This window comes from Bradyrhizobium sp. NBAIM03 (assembly GCF_020194055.1).
GTDB lineage: Bacteria > Pseudomonadota > Alphaproteobacteria > Rhizobiales > Xanthobacteraceae > Bradyrhizobium > Bradyrhizobium yuanmingense.
The window spans coordinates 1-416 of sequence record NZ_JADYVS010000210.1 but is presented as its reverse complement, the minus strand read 5'-3'; the positions used below and the strand labels follow the sequence as shown (position 1 = coordinate 416).

Here is a 416-nt window from a genome sequence, read left to right as displayed (position 1 = left end):
TCCGGGCGAGCAGCACGGCCGCGAGTACAACTTCATGACCGTCGAGGAGTTCAAGGCTTGTCGTGATCGCGGCGAGTTTCTCGAATGGGCCGAGGTACACGGCAACTACTACGCCACTTCGCGCGTGTGGATCGAAGAACAGATGCGCGCCGGCACCGACGTGCTGCTCGAGATCGACTGGCAGGGCGCTCAACAGGTGCATCAGCGTTTTTCCAATGCCGTCGAAATCTTCATCCTGCCGCCGTCGCTCCCTGCGCTGGAAGAACGTCTGAAGAAGCGCGGTCAGGACGAGCCGAATGTGATCGTGCGCCGCCTGCTGGCGGCGGGCTCCGAGATGGCGCACGCGCCCGAGGCCGACTACGTGATCATCAACGAAGTGTTCGATACCGCATTGGCCGAACTGCGCACCGTGGTGC

Annotated in this window: 1 protein-coding gene; it reads left to right on the top strand. The window is 62.5% G+C overall.

Going from position 1 to position 416, the window contains the following annotated elements; genetic code table 11:
- Window positions 1–416, top strand: a 416-nt coding sequence (gene gmk, locus I6F21_RS38140; protein WP_225184437.1) for a guanylate kinase, incomplete at both ends; no start/stop codon positions are given.